Annotated in this window: 17 protein-coding genes; 1 reads left to right on the top strand and 16 read right to left on the bottom strand. The window is 51.2% G+C overall.

Annotated elements, in window-relative coordinates:
- Window positions 1–193 precede the first annotated feature (193 nt).
- Complete coding sequence (locus OCU43_RS08215; protein WP_091353292.1) at window positions 194–1,204, top strand: diguanylate cyclase; 1,011 nt, start codon at window positions 194–196, stop codon at window positions 1,202–1,204.
- On the opposite strand, the gene OCU43_RS08210 is transcribed toward OCU43_RS08215, so the two are convergent.
- The 16 genes from OCU43_RS08210 to OCU43_RS08135 form a co-directional block, all read right to left on the bottom strand.
- Entirely contained in the window at window positions 1,193–2,191 is a 999-nt protein-coding gene (locus OCU43_RS08210) for a class I SAM-dependent rRNA methyltransferase (protein WP_091353291.1), read from the bottom strand. The two genes, OCU43_RS08215 and OCU43_RS08210, sit on opposite strands and share 12 nt — an antisense overlap.
- Window positions 2,191–2,757 (bottom strand): LON peptidase substrate-binding domain-containing protein, encoded by a 567-nt coding sequence (locus tag OCU43_RS08205; protein ID WP_091353288.1) that lies wholly within the window; start codon window positions 2,755–2,757, stop codon window positions 2,191–2,193. The genes OCU43_RS08210 and OCU43_RS08205 overlap by 1 nt, the downstream gene beginning before the upstream one ends.
- A 105-nt stretch (window positions 2,758–2,862) precedes the next feature.
- Entirely contained in the window at window positions 2,863–3,294 is a 432-nt protein-coding gene (locus OCU43_RS08200; protein WP_091353286.1) for a DsrE family protein, read from the bottom strand.
- Window positions 3,295–3,321: 27 nt separating this feature from the next.
- Window positions 3,322–3,903 carry a rhodanese-like domain-containing protein gene (locus OCU43_RS08195; RefSeq protein ID WP_091353936.1) on the bottom strand — a complete coding sequence of 194 codons (582 nt, stop codon included), beginning with the start codon at window positions 3,901–3,903 and terminating at the stop codon, window positions 3,322–3,324.
- Between the two features lie 100 nt (window positions 3,904–4,003).
- Window positions 4,004–5,206, bottom strand: a complete 1,203-nt coding sequence (locus tag OCU43_RS08190; protein WP_091353283.1) for an ISL3 family transposase — start codon at window positions 5,204–5,206, stop codon at window positions 4,004–4,006.
- 145 nt (window positions 5,207–5,351) lie between these two features.
- Window positions 5,352–6,848: a malate dehydrogenase (quinone) gene (gene mqo, locus OCU43_RS08185; RefSeq protein WP_091353279.1), complete on the bottom strand. Its 1,497-nt coding sequence runs from the start codon at window positions 6,846–6,848 to the stop codon at window positions 5,352–5,354.
- Between the two features lie 520 nt (window positions 6,849–7,368).
- Window positions 7,369–9,036 (bottom strand): methyl-accepting chemotaxis protein, encoded by a 1,668-nt coding sequence (locus OCU43_RS08180; protein WP_091353277.1) that lies wholly within the window; start codon window positions 9,034–9,036, stop codon window positions 7,369–7,371.
- Between the two features lie 194 nt (window positions 9,037–9,230).
- Window positions 9,231–10,424 carry an enoyl-ACP reductase FabV gene (fabV, locus tag OCU43_RS08175; protein ID WP_091353275.1) on the bottom strand — a complete coding sequence of 398 codons (1,194 nt, stop codon included), beginning with the start codon at window positions 10,422–10,424 and terminating at the stop codon, window positions 9,231–9,233.
- 273 nt (window positions 10,425–10,697) lie between these two features.
- Window positions 10,698–11,627, bottom strand: coding sequence for an electron transfer flavoprotein subunit alpha/FixB family protein (locus OCU43_RS08170; protein WP_091353273.1), 930 nt, complete (start codon window positions 11,625–11,627; stop codon window positions 10,698–10,700).
- Window positions 11,627–12,376: an electron transfer flavoprotein subunit beta/FixA family protein gene (locus OCU43_RS08165; protein WP_091353271.1), complete on the bottom strand. Its 750-nt coding sequence runs from the start codon at window positions 12,374–12,376 to the stop codon at window positions 11,627–11,629. Before OCU43_RS08165 ends, OCU43_RS08170 begins: the two co-directional genes overlap by 1 nt.
- Window positions 12,377–12,646: 270 nt before the next feature.
- A complete protein-coding gene (locus OCU43_RS08160; protein WP_091353269.1) occupies window positions 12,647–14,533 on the bottom strand; it encodes an AMP-binding protein in 1,887 nt (628 codons plus the stop codon).
- 88 nt (window positions 14,534–14,621) lie between these two features.
- Window positions 14,622–15,512, bottom strand: a complete 891-nt coding sequence (gene mmsB / locus OCU43_RS08155; RefSeq protein ID WP_091353267.1) for a 3-hydroxyisobutyrate dehydrogenase — start codon at window positions 15,510–15,512, stop codon at window positions 14,622–14,624.
- Between the two features lie 50 nt (window positions 15,513–15,562).
- A complete protein-coding gene (locus OCU43_RS08150; protein ID WP_091353265.1) occupies window positions 15,563–16,660 on the bottom strand; it encodes an enoyl-CoA hydratase/isomerase family protein in 1,098 nt (365 codons plus the stop codon).
- 21 nt (window positions 16,661–16,681) lie between these two features.
- Window positions 16,682–17,458 (bottom strand): enoyl-CoA hydratase, encoded by a 777-nt coding sequence (locus OCU43_RS08145; RefSeq protein ID WP_091353262.1) that lies wholly within the window; start codon window positions 17,456–17,458, stop codon window positions 16,682–16,684.
- A gap of 79 nt (window positions 17,459–17,537) precedes the next feature.
- Window positions 17,538–18,695 carry an acyl-CoA dehydrogenase family protein gene (locus tag OCU43_RS08140; RefSeq protein WP_091353260.1) on the bottom strand — a complete coding sequence of 386 codons (1,158 nt, stop codon included), beginning with the start codon at window positions 18,693–18,695 and terminating at the stop codon, window positions 17,538–17,540.
- A gap of 274 nt (window positions 18,696–18,969) precedes the next feature.
- Window positions 18,970–20,463: a CoA-acylating methylmalonate-semialdehyde dehydrogenase gene (locus OCU43_RS08135; RefSeq protein ID WP_091353258.1), complete on the bottom strand. Its 1,494-nt coding sequence runs from the start codon at window positions 20,461–20,463 to the stop codon at window positions 18,970–18,972.
- Window positions 20,464–20,681 lie beyond the last annotated feature (218 nt).

The raw sequence follows: 20,681 nt of genomic DNA, 5'->3' as shown, positions 1-20,681 counted from the left end.
ACGATAGAATGAGCTGTTCGCATCTGTTAGGGTTGGTTGTCCATCAACGATAGAGAAAAAGTTGCCGCAATATGTCAGCGTCCTCCTTCATTAAGCTAAATTCATCAGATCATTGATCTCATGCAGTTTTCTTCGTTGCTTTAACCTGGTGGAAAAACAATAGTAAAAGTAGAGAAACCGTGAGAAAGCCGTCATGTCAGTATTAGACGACCTGTTAGAGAAAATTGATCAGCAAGAATTTGTCCGCCTGTCTGCTGATATCCGCACGGTGTTCCATCAGCACCTGCGCTGGTTTAACTCCCTGAATCTTGCCCTGGTGTCACAGGAAACAGTTCTTAAAGAGGAGGACTATTGCTGCTGCTCCCATTCCCATTGCCAGTTTGGTCAGTGGATTAAGCGGATTCTTGATAATCCGAAATTCCATCATCCGTTTTTTCTTGATCTCGATATCCAGCACAAAAATTTTCATGCCGTTGCCAATCAGCTACTGACCGGCCTGCAATCGCAACAACCAGTCAACCTGCTGCTTTATAAAGCGCTGATAGAGGCGCAGGAAGCCTTTACACTTGAGGTTCTGACACTGTTTGAATTCAGCGTTGTCTCTACTAACCAGTTTGATACTGTCACCGGGTTAATGAATAGACGCAGCATCTACTCTGTACTCAACTACGAGAAAAACAGAATGTCTCGGGACAGCAGCCGCAGCTGCTGTATCGCCTTAGTTGATATCGATCACTTTAAACGGGTCAATGATCGGTACGGACACGATGCCGGCGATAGCGCTCTGTCTCAGGTTGCCGCAGTACTACTCTCATTTACCCGACAGAGTGATTCGCTGGCACGCTATGGCGGGGAGGAGTTTCTTTTTGTCTTACCCGATATTGAGATCGCCGAGGCGCAAACGGGGATTGAGCGGGTGAGACGTAAACTGGCTGATACCCCCATTGTGACAGCACAGGGAAATATTCAGATAACCGCCTCCTTCGGCATTACTCAGCTAAGCGCCCAATGCGACATCGAAAACTCCATCAAACGTGCCGATGAAGCCCTGTATCTGGCTAAAAACAGTGGCCGCAACTGCAGCGCCTACATTGATCTCGACAGCTTTTCAGCAGCTGACCGGGAAACAGCTAACGGACAGATCGATGATCATCTGCATCAGTTACTGGCCCGTTACAGCAAACGGGTAAATTCAGAGTTGTAACACCACCAGTTTCAGGGGAAATCTGCCATCCGGAGAGGGAAAGTCACTTTCCGGGGTTAACCGGGTAACCTGCTTTATGGGACAACCGGCTTTAACAGCACAACGCTGAACGATGTCCAGCCACTCGTCATAATCAACACTGGCAACATTATTGGCACACACCAGTTGACCGCCTGGTTTCGTTGCCAGCAATGCCGGTTTCAGCACACTGGGATAATCGCGGATCAGATCCACAGTACCAAATGTACTTTTCGCCCAGCGAGGCGGATCCAGAAATACCAGATCAAATTTTTCCTGCTGAATCCGTGGAAACGGTTTAGGTTTTCGCCCCCGCCCTACTCTCTGCTTAACCGGAATACCTGCCAGCTGTTTCGCAGCGGTAAAGAAGTCACTCTGAAAAAAATCGATCTGCTGATCGCTTAGGTTGTTAAGCCGGGCATTCTCCCGACCGATATCCAGCGAGCGGGTTGAGAAGTCCACATTCAATACGCGACTGGCTCCAGCCACAGCGGCAACCACGCCGACCCCGCAGGTATAAGAGAACAGATTTAAAACAGACTTCCCGGCAGCATTCTTCTGTATCCAGCGACGACCCACGCGCATATCGAGAAATAGCAGAGGGTCCTGGCCTTCGTGCTTTCCCTTTATCCGGTAGCTGATACCCAGTTCATGGGCAACCCCCTGCCAGTCATCAACACGAAAATCATCGCTGCGGCGCGAGTTCGCTGAGCTGCGGTCGTTGTACACCCGCTCAAGCGTGCAACCAAGAAAGCTTTCTACCGCACGGTGAATCTGTTCGCACTGTTCCTCTGTGACCGGCTCATGAAAGGTCTGAATCAGTAACTGCGGACCGTAGCGATCAACTGTCAGGCCGGGAATCCCCTCATTAATACCATGAAACAATCGATAGCAGTCGCTGTTTTCCGCATGCAGGGTTTCCAGTAGCGGACTACGACTCACCAGCGCCGTTTGAATCAGATCGAGCATCAGTATTCCTTGAGAAGAGTATAAATCGATTCCAGTCGTGCCACAGGATCATCGAGTTCCAGTAACCGCTGCTTGTCGGCGCCTGAAAAAGGCAGCATCGCTGCTAACTGGTAGCTGAAAGCATCAGCAGTTTCAGCACTCACCCGGGCCGGACTGAATGATAACAGAGGATGCTCTGCAAGATGAGCGATAATCTCCGACAACCTGATCGATTGCGGTGCTAAGTCGACCGGATCAGCGGAGCAAAGATACTCCACCTCCCCCAGCAACAGTCCGTCACTCTCTTTCTTTATTGCAGCAACCCGGACCCTCTGCTCTCCCTGCAACTCAATACCGATCATCTGGTTCGGCAGCGGCTGCCAATCGAGGATGCTCCCCGTTGTACCCGTAGTATAAAAATCGATATCCGGAGTGGAGGGATGTCGGGCCTGAAGAATAACCAGCGGTTCCTGACGGGCAAGACACTCTTTAACCATGCGACGATAACGCAGTTCAAAGATCTGTAGCGGCAATAAAGTTCCGGGAAACAGAACCACAGGCAGTGGAAATAATGGCAGGGTTTTCATCCTCTCAGTATAGAGAGTAAAACACCTGTCGACGATGCCTGGAGCAATAAAAAAGCGCACTGCAGAGTAGACAGTGCGCTTTGGCCATACGAGGCATCAGCCGATTCAGAAATTAAACACCCGGGTATCAGAGTCCATTAATGCGTCGGCCATCACCGGCGGTTTAGCGGCACCCACTCCGTCCAGTAAAGCCTCCATCCCAACACCTTTATTGGGCAGATAGAGCGCGCATACATCGACTTTAGCGCCACCTGAGATCAGCTTCTGCAGCAGTTGCTCTGGGGTAACATTCTTAGGCTTTAATGGCTCGGATTTATACTCTTTAAGGGCCATATCACCCGCACTATCACACAACAGCACACTGACTTTAGCGCCTTTTGCCTGCATCATGTTACCCAGCACCATCGCCATGCCCCGGGTTTGCTGTTCTGCACTGGTCAGGGTGATCAGCACTTTATCCACGGTTTCTGTTGCAGAAGCCATGATCGGAGCGACCAGAGTTGCGGCCAGTACCGCAGATATCACAATTTTTCTCATTTCGATCAAATCCTTAATTCCATTTATTTATTCGGCAGGGTGCCAGGCAACCGCAGGGTCGACCTTATAGCTCCAGGGAAGACCGGAATTACGCCAGCCATTAACCGCACGAACCCCTTTGGAATCCCCCTCTTTCAACGCCCCCCCTTCAAAGCCATTTACCACTGACCAGACATTGTTATATCCCTGGGCGGCAAGCAGATTAACGGCAGAAGCGCTACGGGAGCCGGAGCGGCACATCATAAAGATAGGCGTATCCTTGTTAGCACCGAGCTGATTAAGCTTGTCGGTCAACTGGGTGTTAAACGCAGGATTTTTTTCCATCGCCCAACTGCTTTTCTTATCGTTCCAGCCTTTTGGATTGGCAATCATCAGAGGCACATGAATACGGGTTGGGGTGGCAAAGCCGGTAAACATCACCTCAACCGGATCACGCACATCCACCAGAATCGCTGAACTATCCTTTTGCAGCACATCCCAGGTCTCAGAGGGCGTTGCATACAGATCAAGTGTGGTCTGCGCCGATGCTTTTTCAGGTTTTTCGGCAGCAACCGTTGTCAGTGCGATAATGCAGCTTAACAACCCGGCAGCCAGTATCGTTCCTTTCATAAATTTCTCCATTACAGTATGCCCCCATTGAAGCAACAGAATATATTAGATATCTCTAATAAATAAAACCCTAAAGTTAAATAGCGGCATAAAAAAAGGTTCATCGCACTTTACCGGGGAAGGCTGCCTTGATTTTGAGGAAGAAGTAAGCCTTGTCCCGGTAACCATATGCCATGCGCTTGATCACCTTAATCTTGTTGTTCACCCCTTCCAGCAGGCTGGTGTGCATCGGAAACTTTGCGCTGGCGAGGATGCCTCGCGTGTATCGTTTTAGATTATGGGCAAAGCGCTGTAATGGCTCCAAGCCGCTTTCTTTGGCATACCTTAACCACGCTATCCAGCGACACCCCGCCTCCCACACCGATGGCGCATACCAAACCTCTTTCAAGGCGTCTTTGAGCACGTAGACGGTCGCCAGTGACTGGTTCGCATCAAGGATCTCCTGCAACCGAACGCTTTGCTCTTCCTTCAGGTTTTCCTTATTTCTCAGCAACAACCAACGACTCTGCTTGATCACCTGTCGGGCGGGTTTGTCTGCCTTTAACGCATTGGCCTGGTCGACTCGTATGCGATCCATCACCTTGCGCCCATACAAGGCCACTACATGAAACAGATCGAACACAACTTCGGCTTGCGGACAGTGCTGGCTGACTTCAGAGTCAAAGGCGGTATTCATATCCATAGCAACCGCTTCAATCTGCTGGCAGCGCTCGCCCAGCTGCTCGAAGAATGGGCGGATAGCCTTTCGGCTATTACCTTCACCCACCCAGAGCACTCGAGTACGTTCGGCATCCATGATGACGGTGGCATATCGGTGCCCCTTATGAAGCGCAAATTCATCCATGACCAAGCGACGAACATCGCCCGGATCAAAGCCACCAACAGAGGCCTCCAAGCGCCGCTTATCAAGGGTTTTAATCGTATGCCAGTGCAGCCCTGTGAGTTGACTGATGTGACTGATCGGCAGTAGTGGCAGCAGCGTTTCAACCCAGGCGATCATCCGCAGTGTCAGCCTTGCGCCAGGCCGTAGCCAATCGATATGCTCGCTGACACGACCACAGTTAAGGCAATCAACACGCCGGACCAGCAGGTGCAGTTCGACACGCTTATCGAACAGGTCACGATCACGAATTTTGCGGATACGCCGATCATGAATAAGGGGGCTTGGCTGGTGACACCGGCTGCAACGGGGAGTCGTCTTCGGGCAAGGTTCCAGGTGAATAATCAGAGAATGGTCATCGAGCGAAGTGTAAGTGCTGGGTTGAAAACCTGGCCAGAAAGAGTCGAACAGAATAGTATGCATAGTGACAGCAGAGTTGAAGGCTTGGTGTGTTTGGCGACTACCAATTTACCTTCTTCTCTGTCTGTCCACCTCATTTTTCCCACGATACCGCGATGAACCTAAAAAAACCACTCCGAAGAGTGGTTTTGATTTTTAAAGACAGCGGTCAGGCCTGATAGTCGCGATCAAGGTTCAGCGTGGAGAGAGTCCGCTTACGCACTGACCGCAGTAATTGACCATCCTCTATCAATGACTGTCCGTATGAAGGCACCATCTGTTTCATCTTAGCCTGCCACTCTGGCGTGGCCAGCCGCTCAGGGAAACAGCGCTCAATCACATTGATCATTGTTGGCGTTGCCGTAGAAGCGCCGGGAGATGCCCCCAGCAGTGCAGCCAGTCGTTTATCTGCAGAGGAGATAACCTCTGTGCCAAACTCCAGCTTACCCTGACCTTTCTCATTCTTCTTAATGATCTGAACCCGCTGCCCCGCATAGGAGAGTTCCCAGTCTTCATCTTTCGCTTCCGGGTAAAAACGGCGCAGGGAGTCAACCCGGTCTGAGTGAGACTGCATCACCTCACTGATCAGATAACGGGTCAGGTCCATATTTTTGGCCCCCACCTGCATAATCGGTTTCAGGTTGTTAAGCCGCATACTCAACGGCATATCCAGCGCCGAGCCTTTCTTCAGGAACTTAGTGGTAAAGCCAGCGAAGGGACCAAACAGTAATGCGCGCTTGCCATCAATAATACGACTATCGAGATGGGGAACTGACATCGGAGGCGCACCGATCGGTGCCTGTCCATAGACCTTAGCCATATGCTGTTCAACGATCTCCGGCTTCTTGCACACCAACCACTGACCGCTGACAGGAAAACCGCCGTATCCATCTCCTTCGGGAATACCAGACATCTGTAGCAAGGGTAAAGCCCCACCACCGGCACCAAAAAAGAGGAACTTTGTGCGGATATGCTCTTTTTCGCCAGTATGACCATTTTTGAGCTCAACCCGCCAGTCACCATCGCTGTACTGAGACAGATCTTCAACAGAGTGACTCAGCTGCAGATCAAACCCTTCCTGCTGTTCCAGATACCTGACCATGTTGCGGGCTAAAGCACCAAAGTTAACATCGGAACCATACCGTACACGGGTCGCGGCAACCGGTTCTGTGATATCCCGGTTATTCATGATCAGTGGCATCCACTGACGCAGCACGTCCGGATCTTCGGAGTATTCCATCTCAGAAAACTGCGGTGTCGCACTCAGTATTTCAAACCGCCGACGCAGAAATGCCACATTCTCTTCACCCATCACAAAACTCTGATGCGGTACATTATTGATAAAGTTATGTGGCTCGGGAAGGTGTCCCTGCTCTACCAGATAGGACCAGAACTGCAAGCTGGTTTCAAACGCGGCGTTAATAGCAAATGCCTTGTCGGTATTGATACTGCCATCATCGTTTTGAGAGGTATAATTCAGTTCACAATAAGCTGCATGACCAGTACCCGCGTTATTCATTGCATCGGTACTTTCTTCAGCTACATGGTCTAACCGCTCAACCATGGTGATTGTCAAAGATGGATCCAGCTGCTTGAGCAGAACCCCCAGAGTGGTGCTCATCGCACCTGCACCAACCAGCAGCACATCAACAGATTTTGAGGTCATACTAACTTCGCCATTCAATTATAAATAATGGAGGCTAAGATGATTTCAGGGGCGGGCTTGTGGCCTGACAGTTATATATCAACACAAAAAATAAGGATATAACTCGTTGATAAGTCTGAAACTATCTTAGCTAGCCGTGATAGATACGTTGCTCGCTTCAATAACACCAGAACAACTCATATCTCAGGCAGAAACTGTGTCGCTGATTATACGCATTCCTAAGAAAAAATCTTGTGCATTGCAGTAAATTGTCATCATCCCTTAGGCTTATTGTCATCCTAAAGTGGTACAAACCTGGTTGATTTTCTACCCGGAAAGACAAAACAGGAAGAAATTCTAACCTGACCTCTATATAAGTATTTTTACTCTGTTTACTACGCCGCTGAAAGACAGGTTCAGTCACACTGCTGACAACAACGTTTTATTCATCTGCACTGACAACATAACTCTCTGCCCACAAAACTCAGCTCACAAAAAAGGGGCCGAAGCCCCTGAATGAAATAGCGAGAATTAAAACGACTTATGCGACTTTAAACCGGCCCACCAGTTTCTGCAGCTTACCTGCCTCCTGGGCCAGATCCTGTACCGCCTGATTATTCTCCCGGGCGATCTGTGAAGACATCTCCGAATGGCCAGCAATCTCGGTCACGGTCTGATTCAGGTTTTCACACACCTGGCTCTGCTCTTCTGCGGCCGTGGCGATCACCACAGACATCTCCTGAATCAGGTCCATATGTCCGGACACTTTTGACAGTTCTGACATCCCCTTCTCTGACTGGGTTACCGCCAGATCCGACTGTTTAAAACTGTGCTGCATCGTTTTGACGGCATCACTGGATGCCAACTTGAGCTTTTCGATACTCTCATGAACCTGCAAAGTGCTCGCCTGAGTGCGGGTTGCCAGCGTACGCACTTCATCGGCCACTACCGCAAAACCACGACCCTGCTCACCCGCCCGGGCCGCTTCGATCGCCGCATTCAGTGCTAACAGGTTGGTTTGTTCCGCTATCTCCTGGATGACGCCAACTACGGAGATAATATCCTGCACGTTATTCTCCAGCGTCGAAATAGCCTGGTTAGAGCCCGCGACATCATCTGCCAGTGTTTTCACCGCTCCGGTCAGTTCAACCACACTGCCTTCGGCCTGATTGAGGTTATCCCGGGACTCATTGGTGGAGTTTGCAGTTTCCGCAGTGTTATGGGCGATATCCTGAGCCGTGGCCGACATCTGTGACATCGCCGAAGCGGAGTGTTCAATCTGTACCTGCTGTTGGTGCAACAGATTGGAGACCTGCTCCATCTGTTTACTGATCGCTGAAGAGCGCTGAGTCACTCCGGCAGACAGTGCAATTACTTCGCCGACCATCTTCTGCAGGGTTTCAATAAACCGGTTAAAGCTCTGGGCCAGATCACCCAGCTCATGATCCCCATCAATTTTGAGGCGGGAGGTCAGATCCCCCTCTCCAGTGGACAACGATTTCATCGATTCATTAATACTGTACAGGGGGCGCATAATCGACGCTTTGACAACTGAACTGAAGATAACTGCCAGCACCACCAGAACGACGCTAGCCAGAGCAAAGTAGATCAACAGCGTATCAAGACTATTTAAGGACGCAGTATCAACGTCTGCCAGGATCGCTTTGACATCATCAAGATAAAAGCCCGCGCCTATCATCAGATTCCAGCGGTCCAGATAGAGAGCATATGAGAGTTTCGCTTCGGCTATATCCTGACCCGGTTTGGGGAAATAATAGGTTACAAAACCGCCCCCCTGCTTACCCGCTTTGACCAACTCTCGGATAATATATACGCCATTGGAGTCTTGCAGATCCCAGAAATTTTTACCAATCGACTTATCCATCTCCCCCATAAAGACCCGCTCACCTTTATCGGTATAGCCAAAAAAGTAGCCATTCTTACCATACTTAAGTGCCCGCAGAATCGGCAGAGCATCTTTCAACTCTCCCCCCGCATCATAGATATGCTTGATGGAGTTCAGTGCAACCTTATTCAGCGACTCCAACTCTGCACGTTTCATCTCTAACAGCTTGCTCTCTGTGACCTGAAGCTGTTCATGGCGCAACTCATTATTTTCAAAAACAGTCAATATCAGCAGAATAACCGCTAAGAGGATAACGGGGGCAGTCCCCATAATCGTAAGACGCTTGCTAATCGACACAGTCATCAGGATCACTCACTTTATAAATGGAATAACTCTATTACACACACAAACCCATCAGTTATCAAAGTTATGAGTCACCATTTCGTGTTCATCGTTGATTTGTCTCAACGTCAGAGTTTTCAGAAGCGAGTCGAAGACACACACACAAAAAAGCGGCCCAGTGCCGCTTTTCATTTCAGACAGATAACACTGGCCTGTCAGATATCGATGACATCAAATTCAACCAGTGGGCTGACATCCGCATCATAATCAACGCCCGCGACACCGAACCCAAACAGTTTCAGAAACTCATCCTTATACAGTTGATAGTCAGTCTTTTCAAACAGGTTCTCTGTGGTAATCGTCGGCCACAGCTCGCGACATTTCTGCTGAATATCATCCCGCAGTTCCCAGTCGTCCATGCGCATCCGGTTTTCATCGTCCATTTTGCCAGTATCACCGGCAATAGCGGTGTTGAACAGACGGAACACCTGTTCCATACAACCTTCATGAACCCCCTCTGCGCGCATAATCTTAAACACCATAGAAAGATACAAAGGCATCACAGGAATCGCAGAACTGGCCTGGGTGACAACTGATTTTAGCACCGCAACGTTGGCACTACCGCCCTTCTCTGACAGTTTACTGTTGAGCGCCGCCGCTGCGCGGTCCACATCTTTCTTCGCCTGCCCCAGAGCACCATCCCAGTAGATAGGCCAGGTAATATCGGTACCGATATAGCTGTAGGCGACGGTCTTACACCCTTCAGCAAGGACTCCGGCATCATCCAGCGCGTTGATCCACAGCTCCCAGTCCTGCCCGCCCATAACGGTGACGGTATCAGCTACTTCCTGCTCGGTGGCGGGTTCAACTTCAGCCTCGATAATCACATCTTTGTTTGTATCAATGGCGGTAGAACGATAAGTTTCGCCGATAGGCTTCAGGCAGGAACGGATGACCTCTCCGGTTTCCGGCAGCTTACGAACAGGAGAAGCCAGCGAGTAGACCACCAGATCGATCTGTCCCAGATCCTCTTTAATCAGATCAATAGTTTTCTGTTTAGCTTCATTGGAGAAAGCATCACCATTCAGGCTCTTGGCATAGAGACCCGCTTCATGGGCTTTCTGATCGAAAAAAGCCGCATTATACCAACCGGCTGTACCGGTCTTTCTGTCGCTGGCGGGCTTTTCAAAAAACACACCGATGGTGGCTGCACCACAACCAAATGCGGCGGAGATGCGTGACGACATACCGTAACCGCTGGAAGAACCGATCACCAGCACCCGCTTGGGTCCGTTTTTGATCGGTCCCTGCGCTTTGGTGTAATCGATCTGTTCCTGAATATTGCGCTCACAACCTGTGGGATGTGTTGTGGTACAGATAAAGCCACGAATCTTCGGTTTGATAATCATTATGGATCCACTTTACTTGTCATTCTCTCTGTCCGGCTCGCTTACCCGCCCCCAGCAGAGATTATTGATATCGTTCTTGAAATCGATGTCTGAAACAGCCGGTAAAGATACCCGATTTTAGTCTTCTAATACAGCTAAAGCGCTCTGAACAGCTATAAAAAAAGCCCGCTTTTACTGAAAAAAGCGAGCTCTTATCCTGTCAAAGGTGGCTTTACCACCCAACAGCGTCAACCACTACTTATCAACAACTAAGCAGATATCCAGGGAAAAAACCTACAGTTTGCCATCCAGCTCAGGCACCGCATCAAACAGATCAGCCACCAGACCATAATCCGCCACAGAGAAGATCGGAGCCTCTTCATCTTTGTTAATGGCAACAATAACTTTGGAGTCTTTCATCCCGGCCAGGTGCTGAATCGCCCCGGAGATACCAACCGCAATATACAGATCTGGCGCAACAATTTTACCGGTTTGACCCACCTGCATATCATTCGGCACAAAGCCGGCATCGACCGCTGCCCGGGAAGCCCCCACAGCCGCCCCCAGTTTATCCGCCAGAGACTCAAGCAGTGCAAAGTTCTCACCATTACCCATGCCCCGGCCACCGGAAACGATAACACTCGCTGCGGTCAGCTCCGGACGATCACTCTTAGCCATCTCTTCGCCGATAAAGGTTGAGATACCGGCGTCATGGACCGCGGTAACCGCCTCTATAACAGCTGAACCACCTTCAGCCGCAGCTGCATCAAAACCGGTGCCGCGGATAGTAATCACTTTGATTGCATCCAGGGATTTAACGGTAGCAATCGCATTGCCAGCATAGATAGGCCGGGCAAAGGTATCTTCGCTATCAACACGGATCACATCGGAAAGCTGAGCAACATCCAGCAAAGCGGCCACCCGTGGCATCAGGTTTTTACCCGCCGTGGTCGCCGGTGCGATAACATGGCTGTAATCAGTTCCCAGTTCAGCGACCAGCAGGCTGACATTTTCTGCCAGTTGATGCTCATAAGCCGCATTATCAGCCAGCAGTACTTTACTCACACCCGCCACTGCTGAAGCCGCATCAGCAACCGCCTGACATCCGGCTCCAGCCACCAGAATATGGACATCCCCACCGATCTGAGTGGCGGCTGTAACCGCGTTAAGGGTTGCACCTTTAAGTGATTGGTTATCGTGTTCAGCAATAATCAGAATAGCCATCAGATCACCTTCGCTTCATTCTTCAGTTTGTCCACCAGCTCCTCCACGGAGGCAACCTTAATACCCGCCTGACGCTGTGCAGGTGGCTCAACTTTCAACAGCTGAGTATGTGCTTTAACCGCCACGCCCAGATCCTCCGGGGTTTTGGTTTCCAACGGTTTGCGCTTGGCTTTCATGATATTGGGCAGAGAAGCATAGCGGGGCTCATTCAGACGAAGATCGGTGGTAACAATCGCCGGCATAGTCAGTTCAACCGTTTGCAGACCACCATCTACTTCACGGGTGACCTGAACCTTATCACCGGACACTTTAACTTCAGATGCAAAGGTACCCTGAGGCATCCCCGTCAGAGCAGCCAGCATCTGACCGGTCTGGTTGTTATCAGTGTCGATCGCCTGCTTACCCATGATCACCAGCCCTGGCTGCTCCTCCCCGATCACCTTAGCCAGCAGTTTGGCGACTGTCAGAGATTCCAGGTTTTCATCGGACTGCACCAGAATCCCCCGATCAGCGCCCAGCGCCAGAGCGGTACGGAGCTGCTCCTGTGCAGCCTGGGGTCCCAGAGAGACCACTACAACTTCAGATGCGACACCCGCTTCCTTCAGACGTACGGCTTCCTCTACAGCGATCTCACAAAAGGGATTCATCGCCATTTTCACATTATTCAGATCAACGTCACTGTTATCCGACTTAACGCGTACTTTTACGTTGTAGTCGATAACACGTTTGACAGTTACCAGCACTTTCATCTGTCTACCGCCTTTGCATGTCTATTATCAATAAAGTTTCTTCTACCCAGAAAAAACATGGGCTTGCTTTCATTCTACAGCGAGACCGTTATTACACAACAACCCTAAAAGGGGAGGATCCCGTTGCTCGTTATTGCCCAGCACAAAACCTATGCAACAACTTTCTTACAAAGTTCATCACTCAAATTCAGACCTTCACTTAAATGAAGGCTTTTATCGAGCAACGGACAAGTCTCGCCTTTTGTGACGTCGAGCTACGAGCAACGGCTCTTACCTCATCCCCGCGCGATCCATCATCTCAGTAATCTCTGCCAGAATACTCTCATCATCAATGGTAGACGGCATCTTATACTCATCACTGGCTGCTATCTTGCGCAGAATGGCACGCAAAATCTTGCCGGAACGGGTTTTCGGCAGACGTTGTACCACAACAGCCCGGCGGAAGCAGGCCAGCGCCCCCACCTGATCACGCACCATCTGCACCAGTTCAGTTTCCAGCTGTGACTCATCCATTTCCACACCCGCCTTCAGCACAATCAGCCCGGCGGGAACCTGGCCTTTGAGGGTGTCGTTGACACCGATCACCGCACACTCGGCCACTGCAGGATGGGACGAGACCACCTCTTCCATCTCACCCGTTGACAAGCGATGACCGGAGACATTGATCACATCATCGGTGCGCCCGGTGATGTAAACGTAGCCATCTTCATCTTTGAAGCCACCATCGCCGGTGTGGTAATAGCCCGGAAAAGCGGTGAGATAGGAATCCGTAAACCGCTGCGGTTGATTCCAGATATCCCAGGCAACCCCCGGCGGCATCGGTAGGGTGACCACAATATTACCGGTTTCATTCGGCTCAACCAGCTGTCCCTCGCCATCAACCACCTGAATATCATAACCGGGAATCGGTTTATTGGTTGATCCCAGCCGGGCCGCTGAGGGGTTATCCCAGCCCATCATTGGCGCAGTCATGGGCCAGCCGGTTTCGGTCTGCCACCAGTGATCGATCACCGGCACCTGCAACAGCCCATCAAGCCACTGATAGGTGGAGGAATCGAGCTTTTCACCGGCAACAAACACCCAGTTAAGGCTGGAAAGGTCATACTTCTGCGCCAGCTCACCTTCAGGATCTTCCTTGCGAATCGCCCGGAATGCGGTCGGTGCACAGAACATGGAATTCACCCGATACTCATCGATCACCCGCCAGAAAGTTCCGGCGTCAGGGGTTTTGATCGGTTTACCTTCAAAGAAGATCGCACTGCAGCCGCCCATCAGCGGGCCATAAACAATAAAGGAGTGTCCCACTACCCAGCCAATATCCGAGGCTCCCCACCAGACATCACCGGGGTTCATGCCATAGACATTATGCAGCGCATAGTTAAGCGCCACGGCGTGGCCTCCGTTATCCCGCACGATCCCTTTCGGCGCCCCAGTGGTGCCTGAGGTATAGAGAATATAGAGCGGGTCGCTGCCTTTCACGGGCACACAATCGGCAGGCTCAACGCCTTCCTGACACCCATACCAGTCCAGGTCACGTTCCGGATTCATCTCTGCCGGCAACATCGGCCGCTGACAGACAATCGTATAGGCGGGCTGATGAGTTGCCAGATCAATCGCTTTATCGACCAGGGGTTTATAGGCAATTTTCTTATCAAACTCGATACCGCAGGATGCAGTCAGAATCAGTTTGGGTTTCGCATCATCGATGCGGATCGCCATCTCATTGGCGGCAAAACCACCAAACACCACCGAATGCACCGCGCCTAAACGGGCACAGGCAAGCATCGCCACAGCCGCCTCGGGGATCATCGGCATATAGATCACCACGGTATCGCCTTTCTCCACACCCAGCTTTTTCAGGGTTCCGGCAAACAGCGCCACTTTCTGATGCAGTTCGCGGTAGGTGATCTGTTGTTTACTGCTGGTCGCAGGGGAATCGTAATAGAGGGCAACCTGATCGCCGCGGGTTTGCAGATGCTGATCCAGTGCCAGATAGCAGCTGTTGAGCTCACCATCGGGATACCAGCAGAAAGTGCCGTTGGCGGTTTTTTGGAGGATCGTTTCAGGTTGTTTAAACCAGTTGATCCGTTTAGCCTGCTCAGCCCAGTATGCTTCGGGATTCTGCTGTGCAGCCCGGTATTCGTCGTTGTAACCCATGACCTACTCCGGTTTTGTTTTTATAGAGGGAGTCTGCCGGCTGGCATTACCGGCAGTATGTGGTTGCTGATGTCAAATCATAAGAAAATCAGCTGTCCTGATAGAGCTTCAGGATGCTGGAGAAATCCAGACCGCCGTTGCCTTTGGACTTATGCAGCGAGAACAGTGAGCGCGCCGCTGATCCCATCGGCACCGGCGAATTACTCTGCTGACTCAGCTCCATCGCCAGCCCCAGATCCTTAAACATCAGATCGACCTGAAAACCGCCCTGATAATTGTTTGAAGAAGGCACCCCTTCCATCACCCCCGGTACCGGGTTATACACCTGCAGCGCCCAGTTATTGCCGGAACTCTGCTTCATAATTTCAGAGAGCACCGCCGGATCGAGGCCATTTTTCATCCCCATGTTCAGCGCTTCACTGGTACCCGCCATCAAAATCGACAGCATCATATTGTTGCACGCTTTGGCGATCTGGCCTGCACCGCTCTGACCGGCATGGAAAATATTCTTACCCATACACTCCAGAACCGGTTTTGCTTTAGCAAACTGCTCATCGGTGGCACCGACCATAAACGCCAGGGTTCCGGCGATAGCGCCACCGACACCACCGGATACCGGTGCATCGATAAAGCTCAGTCCCCGTTCGGCGGCCGCCGCCGAAACCCGTTGAGCCGTGGCGGCATCAATGGTAGAGGAATCAATAATCAACGCATTGTCAGAGACCACATCCAGCAGCGGAGCCTCCCCTGTCAGATATAACCCCTGCACATGCACTCCGGCAGGCAGCATGGAGATCACAAAATCAGCACCGGTAGCCGCCTCAACCGCAGAAACCACAGCGGTGCCGCCCTCTGATACGACATGCTCTACTGCTGTCTGAGACAGGTCAAACGCCTTTACTTCATGACCTGCTTTCAGCAGGTTGATCGCCATGGGTCCGCCCATGTTGCCCAGACCGATAAATCCGATAGTTGCCATAACACTTTGCCTCTTTTAATTCTTATTAACGTTCTTGTTAAACGGCTAAATTAGAGTGACGCCAGTGGGTTAACCTCCCACGGGGATTCGAAGAACTGATCGACAAATGCCGGATCAACTTCCCCGACTGTCTTATAAATCCATTGCGGAGCACCATCTTTATCCACTAATAGTGCCCGTACACCTTCGGGAAACTCCCGCTGCTTACAGCACTGTACCGACAGAATCATTTCACTTTCAAACACCTGTTTCAGTGACATATGCTTAGTCACTTCCATCTGCTGCCTGATGATATGAATCGCCAGTGGACTACCATGACTGATCGCTTTCTGTGCCCGATTGATCCACTTGTCATCGCTGTCGACGGCCAATAAACCTTCAACCAGCTCCGGCAGAGAGTCTTTGTCGGTAATCTGCTGAATAAACGAGTAGTGATTCTGCACCGGTGAGTCCGCATTAAACGCCGCCTGAGACTGCTGCTCCAGGTCGCGCAGCACCCGATTGGTGGCAGCATGGGCACAACCCTCCCAGCTTTCAGCCTGTAGTCCATCCAGCATCTGGCTACGCAGCTCTGCGGCGATAAACCGATCCGCCAGCCCCAGGAACAAGGCATCTGCGGCATTCATCGGGTTGCCGGTGAGGCCCAGAAACAGACCGGTACGACCCGGCATATGGTTCAAAAACCAACTACCACCAACATCAGGATAAAGGCCGATAGTCACTTCAGGCATCGCCATATGAGTTTTCTCGGTGACGATACGGTGGCTACAGCCGTTCATCAGCCCCATACCACCGCCCATCACAATGCCATGACCCCAACAGATAATCGGCTTGGGATAGGTGTGAATGGTGTAATCGAGAATATATTCCCGGGTAAAAAAATCGGTTGGAAACTGCGGATCACCATCACCGGTCATCGACTTGTACAGGTTGACCACATCACCTCCGGCGCAGAAGGCTTTCTCTCCGGCGCTATCGAGGAGCACAGCAACCACGGCATCATCGGTTTTCCATTGATCCAGTTTTGGCTGAATCAGATCGATCATCTCCAGCGTCAGCGCATTCAGACTCCGTTCTGCGTTCAGCTGGATCTCAACAATTTTTTTGCCGTCGCGGGTCGGGTATTCATTAAACAGTACACAGCTCATCAATTCTCTCCTGTATGCCGCTTAGCGGTTTTTCCACTGTGGGGCACGTTTACCCAGGAAGGCATTCACCCCCTCTTTCTGATCTTCGGTAAAGAACAGATCGACAAACAGTTCCCGCTCGAGAATATAACCGGCACTCCAGTGCTGGGTGCGGTTGTTCTGGATCAGCTGCTTGCAGGACGCTACTGCGGTTGGGCTCTGCTGAGCCACGTTTGCCGCCAGCTCCAACGCTTTTTCCAACGCCTGCCCCTGCGGCACAACCTCTTCCACCAGGCCTATCTCCTGAGCTTTCGCGGCTTTAATGCGCTCACCGCAGAGGATCATCCGTTTGGTCCAGCCCTCACCCACCAGCATAGTGAGGTTCTGGGTGCCACCAGCACAGGGCAGCAAGCCTACTTTGGCTTCCGGCAGCGCCATCTGTGACTGCTCTTCGGCGATACGGATATCACAGGCCAGTGCGACCTCCAGACCACCGCCCATGGCAAAACCATTGATGGCTGCGATAGAGACCCCGCGGAACTGGCTCAGGGTTTCAAACGCTTCACCAAAATAACGCGCTATATCCCGGGCTACACTGCGATCGCCCTCGGCAAACAGGTTCAGATCCGCTCCGGCTGAGAAGAATTTTTTGCCCTGTCCGGTAATCACCAGACTATAGATATCACGATCAGCGTTCAGCTCTTCCACCAGCGTTTTAAGCCCTTTAAGACTCTCTTCTGTCCAGGTATTAGCTGGCGGATTATTCATTGTCAGCAAGGCAATACTGCCCCGCTTCTCAACTATCAGCTTGTCGGTCATGGTGATCTTCCTTTCTGTTCAACTCTGTTCTTTATCCGGGAAGCTAACAACCCCGGTTCTGGTTAATCTAACCCGCGATTTACAGCAGCTCTGCGGCATTTTGCATTAGCAAACGACGGGCGATAATCACATTCATAATCTCGTTAGTGCCTTCAAGAATCCGGTGCACCCGGTTATCCCGCAGGAAGCGTTCCATCGGATACTCTTTGATATAACCGTTCCCCCCAAAAATCTGCAGCGCTTCATCGGCAACGTTATAACCAACATCAGTGGCAAAACGCTTCGCCATCGCACAGTAGGTGGTTTTATCCGGATGGTTATTATCCAGACGGGCTGCCGCCATACGCACCATCTGCCTGGCAGCCACCAACTCGGTGGCAGCGTTAGCCAGTTTAAACTGCAACGCCTGGAAGTTCGCCAACGACTGACCAAACTGCTTTCGTTCATGCATATATTCGGTGGCTTTATTCAACGCCTGCTGAGCGGTACCCACAGAGCAGGTGGCGATATTGATGCGCCCACCATCCAGGCCCCGCATCGCGATCCTGAAACCATCGCCTTCCTGACCAAGAAGCGCCGAAGCTGGAATACGCACATCCTCAAAGGTAATCATCCGGGTTGGCTGACTATTCCAGCCCATCTTCTCCTCTTTACGGCCATAGGTGATGCCGGGCAGTGTGGCATCAACGGCAAACGCGGAGATCCCTTTCGGCCCTTCCTCTCCCGTACGCGCCATCACCACCAGGCAGTCGGTTGCACCGGCACCAGAGATGAAGATTTTGCTGCCGTTCAACAGATAGTCATCGCCATCACGGCGGGCAGAGGTTTTCAATGATCCGGCATCGGAACCGGCATTGGGTTCCGTCAGGCAGTAGGAGGCCAGCTTCTCACCGGCGGTCAGTTGCGGACACCACTGCTGACGCACATCCTCTGCGCCAAACTCGGAGATCATCCAGGTGGCCATATTATGAATCGTGATAAAGGCGGTGGTCGAGGTACATCCCATCGCCAGCTGTTCAAAGATAATGCTGGAATCTAACCGGCTCAGGCCCAGACCGCCAACATCCTCATGGGAATAGAGGCCGCAGAAACCGAGCTCTCCCGCGGCTTTCAGCACATCAACGGGAAAGGTCTGCTGCAGATCCCACTCCCCGGCATTGGGTTCCAGTTCATTCTGAGCAAACGCGCGCGCCATATCGGCAAACGCCACCTGTTCCTCATTCAGTTCAAAATCCATAGATGCTCCGTACTTAACACAGGTAGATTCTTATTATTACTCTGAAGAGTCAGAGTGTATTTAACGACTAATCCCATTTTTGTTGGCTGAGCGTAATGAGCGCCGGTGAATCAAGGCAAAAGCTGGCGCAAAGGCGGAGTTGACTGTTGTCAATATTCGCAAAGCTCACCCTTACGGGCCGTCCTTCGGACGTTGTGGCAGTTAACTGCCGCTGAGCACTTTAAGCCAGCTTTTAACGCAGAGTCACCAAGCGCAATAGCTCAGGCGACAAAAATTATTTCAGATGTATCGTGGTGTTAACCCCGGTATCAATATCATCCTCAAACCAGCGTGCAGTGACGGTTTTAGTCTCGGTGTAGAACTTAACTGCTTGCTTCCCATAGGCATGCTGATCACCGTAGAACGATTTTCTCCAACCAGTGAACGAGAACATAGGCAGTGGCACGGGTACCGGTACGTTGATACCAACCTGACCCACTTTAATCTCGTGCTGATACTTACGCGCAGCTGCACCGGATGAGGTAAAGATGGAAGTACCATTACCGTAAGGGTTTTCGTTGATCAGTGCGATCGCTTCTTCAATGGTATCCACTTCCAGTGTAATCAGTACCGGCCCAAAGATCTCTTCCTGATAGATGGACATATCCCGGGTGACGCCTCTGAACATGGTTGGGCCAACCCAGTTCCCGTCGGGAAATCCTTCAACGACACACTCAGAACCATCCAGAATACACTCGGCACCAGCATCTTTACCTTCCTGAATAAAGTTCAGGATTCGTTGTTTGGCCTGTGGGTTAATCTGTGGGCCATAACCCGCTTCAGGGTCATTCCAGGCACCGGGGCGCACTTTAGCCAGGGCATCACGAACCTCTGGAATCCACTCCCGTGAATTACCGACAAATACGGCGACCGAAATTGCCATACAGCGCTGACCTGCGGCACCGACAGAGGCTCCGGCAATGCTGTTGACCACCTGATTCTTAGCGGCATCCGGCATAATCACCATATGGTTCTTAGCCCCGGCAAACGCCTGTACCCGCTTCATCTTATCAGTACCGGTACGGTAGATATGCTCACCGACCGCGACAGAACCAACGAAAGAGATCGCTGGCGTATCTTTGTGCGTCAGCAACTGATCAACAACATCTTTGGTGCCGTGAACTACCTGCAGCAGACCATCCGGGGCACCGGCTTCTTTAAACAGCTCTGCCAGACGCATCGGCGTCAGCGGGTCTTGTTCGGATGGTTTCAGGACAAAGGTGTTACCACAGGCAATTGCCATGGGGAACATCCACAGAGGAATCATCGCCGGGAAGTTAAACGGGGTAATACCCACACAGACACCCAGTGGTTGAGTGATGCTGTAGCAGTCGATCTTGCGGGCCACGTTTTCAACCGTCTCCCCCATGCTCAGTGAAGCAATATTGCAGGCGTGCTCGACCACTTCGATACCGCGCCACACATCCCCCTTAGCGTCTTCAAAGGTTTTACCGGTTTCCTGTGACAGCAGCTCAGCAATCTGATCATGATTCTCTTTCAGCAACGCCTGATAACGCAGCATCAGACGGGCACGCTCACCGACAGGGGTCTCTTTCCAGGATTCAAACGCGGCTTTTGCGGCTTCGACCGCCTGATCTACTTCGGCAGGCGTCGCACAAGGTACCTGAGCAATGACTTCCTGGGTGGCAGGGTTGGTTACCGGAATCCAGTTTTCACTGCGGCTCTGAACCAGTTCACCATTGATCAGTAGAGGGACTTGCTGAGACATGTTTTGCACCTTTTTTATAGTTCAGTTTTTATAATTCAGTTCTTGCTTGTTTTTGTCACGGTTAGAACAGGACCGTTTTCCCGAATACAGAGGGGGCACCATGGATTCAATTAAAGCACAGCTTCTGACTGCAGATGATTCATAATGTTGCTATATTAATGGACTATATTGCTATTTAATACATGAATACCCTTACAAACCCTTTATACCCTATACTA

Origin of the sequence: Amphritea atlantica (genome assembly GCF_024347255.1) — a bacterium.
In the GTDB taxonomy this organism is placed as follows: domain Bacteria; phylum Pseudomonadota; class Gammaproteobacteria; order Pseudomonadales; family Balneatricaceae; genus Amphritea; species Amphritea atlantica.
The sequence above is the reverse complement of the archived record's forward strand: the minus strand, read 5'-3'. Positions and strand labels throughout refer to the sequence as shown.